Source organism: Xenorhabdus sp. PB61.4 (assembly GCF_963894935.1).
Classification (GTDB): domain Bacteria; phylum Pseudomonadota; class Gammaproteobacteria; order Enterobacterales; family Enterobacteriaceae; genus Xenorhabdus; species Xenorhabdus stockiae.
Map to the genome: position 1 here is coordinate 1 of NZ_CAWQJR010000082.1, position 4,086 is coordinate 4,086.

Here is a 4,086-nt window from a genome sequence, read left to right on the forward strand (position 1 = left end):
CCATTTTTAACTTAATATTTTTGAAAGAAATTATTTAATCGGTTTACCATGATATTCATTTTCTCTATGAAACATTAATAAACATCCCTCACCACAAGCAACGGGATATTCAGACATGAAATAATCCACTTCGCATCATTCAACTCTTTTTTACTCGTTGCAAACGGTGGGGAATTAAACCCTGATAGATTAAAATATTATTTTACATAAACAACTCTCTGATTAATTTGATATACCCGCCCATATTTGGTTATTCCGCTGAGGCATAATAACTGATATTTCCATTAATATAATTTTCTATAATATCATTATGTTCAGTGACAAATTCATTACCCCAAGTTATAACTCGATTATCTGATGTCAAAGCAGAAAAGGCTTTTCCTGTAGCATAAATAGCTCTGACATTATATAGTTGAGACTGGATTTTTTTATCAATAAAGCCACCATAATCCTTATCACCCCAAGCGTAGACCGTACCATCCATATACAATGCCGCGAATGCCTCAGCCGTACAGGTTACTTGAACAACTTTTTTATTTTTATCAAGACCATCAATATTTTTAATTATTGGTGAGTTATCATCTCCATTCTTTTTAGATACCAAAGTCAGATTACCATCATGATGCCTGAGTATGGCATTATCCCTATTACATGATATATCAGCAACATTATCGCCAATTGCGTAACTATTTGTCGTGTGCATAAATGCCTGACCAGCATCATTTAATACCATAATCGCATCAGACCTATTATTGCCTGTAAACCCTAGATCTCCCAGTACCGTAACAAGACCATCTTTATTACATGTAACTTTTGTGCTGGCAGTAGATAACACTATAGTATTTTTAATATTAGGGGGAGCTGGAATACGACGAATCGTATGTTTCATTACTCCCTCGCTATTAATAACTGCTGTATTAAAACCACCAAACAAAAATGATAACGCACGAGGATTTATAAAATCTTGTGATTGGGGATTTACCTCTACAGCTGGCAAGATACCATGAATAGAGGATTCAAATCGGGCAATACCCTTCTTGGTTTTAGTATTAATGATATAAAGACACCAATCATCCCCAAAAATCAGCGCATTTTCAACTGGCGACATATTGATATCATAGCCACTATAAGCAATATGTCCCCAAGTAGTGAATGTTCCATCAGTTTTTAGACCAACTGCACAAGTTCCTGCTAGTCCTATATCAACAAAATTATTATCCGCAGTAGGAGGCCCGCCAAGATCCATATCTGTGGCTACTGGATAATATAATAACGAGCCATTATTTTTTAGAGCTAGATAACCACACCCTGCTGCGACAACTTTTTTTACACTATTTGCGATCCTTCCCCGAGAAGTTGGGTTCATATTTCCCCAAGTGACTAAGTCATTATTATCGAGTAATGCAGCAAAACTAGAAGAAAAATTTTCTGGAGGCCCATAATAAAGGGGAGGCGTGGGCCTAGGAAAAAGGTGTTTTCTGTATAAGTCATAATTGGAATGAACATTATCACTTCTTCCACCATTACCAAAAATATTAAGTGGATTAAGTGTGACTGTTTTTCCTGATGAGGTTGCAGTTAGCGGTAAATAAGGTGCACTGTCATAATAATAGTGAGAATAATTTTTTTGCCAAGAATTATCCGTTTTGGGTGTGCCAATATATAACCAATTGACTGAAACCGGGTTATGATCTTTATCCCATGCTGTCAGACATTGTGGCCCGGAAAGTCCATTTGTTACACTATAAAGAGTCGAACGAGCACCCATGATGAAAAATTCTTCTTCGTTATTAACATAATCAATACTTACCGTATTACTTTTTTTTCCCAGTGCAGTTGCAGTAACAGTGATGGAACCAACTTTATCGCTACTAACTTGCGTCGTAGCCTCACCATTAGTATTCGTTGCCTTAGAAGGTGGGTCAAATATGACTCTATTATTTGCACTGAAAGAAACCTCTATATCATCTGCTGTTATCCCTTTTACTACTTCTACTGTGGCTGTTAATTTTGCAAAAGAACCAACGGTAACCTTGCTATTTTTAGGTTGCAGTAAAATTGATTTTATTTTAGCTGGTGACGGGGAGTTTATGACTTTCACATGGTTTCGATCAGATGGAAAATGATTTTTATAGTGATCTGTTACTACATAAAAAACATCATAATCACCATCAGGTATCTCAGTAAATGGTATTGTTACATGGATGTCATCAGGTATAGGAGGCTCAACATAGAAAGTCTTAGTCGTAATGTCACCCACGTGTACACACACGGTATCCTTAGGACGTTCAATGCTATAGTTGTCTATAATGACCAGCATAAAATCATTTCCTTTTTGGCTGGCATCAATAACTCCATTTTCTTTCTGAGGCAATTCAGGCTTCTTAAGAAGTGGATTCATTTTAATTTTTTTCATTATCTCTCCCCGTAAAAATCCATTAAATCAATAACAAAACGGACTTTATTCCCAGATGAAAATTTCGGTGATGTCAATTTAACATTCCATCCCACAACGTGGGATGGAATATTCTACATCAAGGTTATTTATTTAATAGAAAGTTATCAATACTTAATTACTGCCTCCAAGTAAAACAGTGTCAATACGTCTCATCCATACCTTTGAACTCTCATTTTTATTAGTAACATAGTAAATAATATAAATATGTCCTGCATCACCTTCACTGTTTTCAGCATAACCATCTAAAAAGCCTCTACCAATAGGTATTTCAACTTTATGGTTCGTTATATCGTTACTTTTTATCTTTTGTTTTGTTATTAAATTCATATTAAAAGGCTGGCGTGGCTTACTTGTAATAGAATCATAACCATTTATTTTAACATTCACTGTGATGTAATCACCTAATTGTGGCTGATTTAGTTCACCAACAGGTACTTCACATATTAAACCATCAGCAATATTTTCCACATTAATATAATCATTCTCACCAATCGGATTTCTTGTTCCATCTAAAACTGAAACTTTATCTAAGATACCGTTAAATGGCGGTTTATTCGGTTTACTTCCAGCCAGATAGAAATATAATGATCCTGATTTATAGGTAACTCCTGCACTATTAACATAATAGTACAATTGATTATATCCAAGTTGAGTAATAGAATCATAAGGTGCTTCAAGTTCTGAACCATAACTTCCAGATGTACATACCACATCCCCATCTTTATTATTATTCATTATAAAGATGTGATCAGTGGGCTTAGCATTAACATATTCAGGTACTTCTATATGGAAAACACTATCATCCTCTCCATCATTTTTTCGTGGAGGAGTTAATTTACCACTGACTAAATTCGTAATTTTAGGTGGATGTATACCATCAGTTGGTAATATATCTTTAGTGATAAACAACATAGCGCTACCAGCAAAAATTGAATTACCTAGACTTGTACTTAAGTTTATTATTTTAGCATAACCACCAGGAAGATTTTTAGCATAGAACTTAACATCAATATCCCCATTACTATCAGCATTCAAATAATATTTATTGTCATTATATGGGGAAATTTCATTTCCTTTTTTATCAAACAAACGAGCATAGTTTATCTCATCTAGATCCAGGGTTATTTGGCAATATGGTAATGTAATATTACCTATATCTCTAGGAGAGAGTTGCATTTCCAAAAAAGGATTATCAGGTTCTGGTTTCTTTTCAGCCGGGCTAAAATCTTCAAGAAAATATGAACCTGAAATTAGCGGAACAAAAGTCCACGGCTGAATATCTTCTACACGCAGTTGCTTATAGTTAGGATCTATTTTAGCCTGGCTACCAACAATATCAGTTTTAAATTCTAATACAATATCCGATTTATCAGTGGAAGTTTTTACATAAATCTCAAATGTAGCTGTGATTGTTTTACTCGTAACATCGACATTTTGCTTCCCATAAACACTCACGACTACGTTTTGGTTTGTTGATTTACACTCAATAATATTTTTTTCAGTAACAGTATAAGCACTATCTCCAGTATAAGTAGCTATAATCATAGTACTGGTGCCTTGAAAGATACTTTTACTATGGAAATCAATATTAATACTATCAGCCATATTATTACCTTTTTGTTTTATGT

2 protein-coding genes are annotated in these 4,086 nt (G+C 34.4%); both read right to left on the reverse strand.

Annotation, left to right across the window (positions count from 1 at the left end):
• Positions 1–250 precede the first annotated feature (250 nt).
• Positions 251–2,416, reverse strand: coding sequence for an Ig-like domain-containing protein (locus AACX68_RS05525; protein WP_228860788.1), 2,166 nt, complete (start codon positions 2,414–2,416; stop codon positions 251–253).
• Positions 2,417–2,569: 153 nt separating this feature from the next.
• Positions 2,570–4,086, reverse strand: a 1,517-nt coding sequence (locus AACX68_RS05530) for a hypothetical protein (protein ID WP_228860789.1), incomplete at its 5' end; no start/stop codon positions are given.

Coding starts and splice junctions, on each gene's coding strand:
- AACX68_RS05525 (WP_228860788.1), bottom strand. CDS start 2,416: ATGAAAAAAATTAAAATGAATCCACTTCTTAAGAAGCCTGAATTGCCT.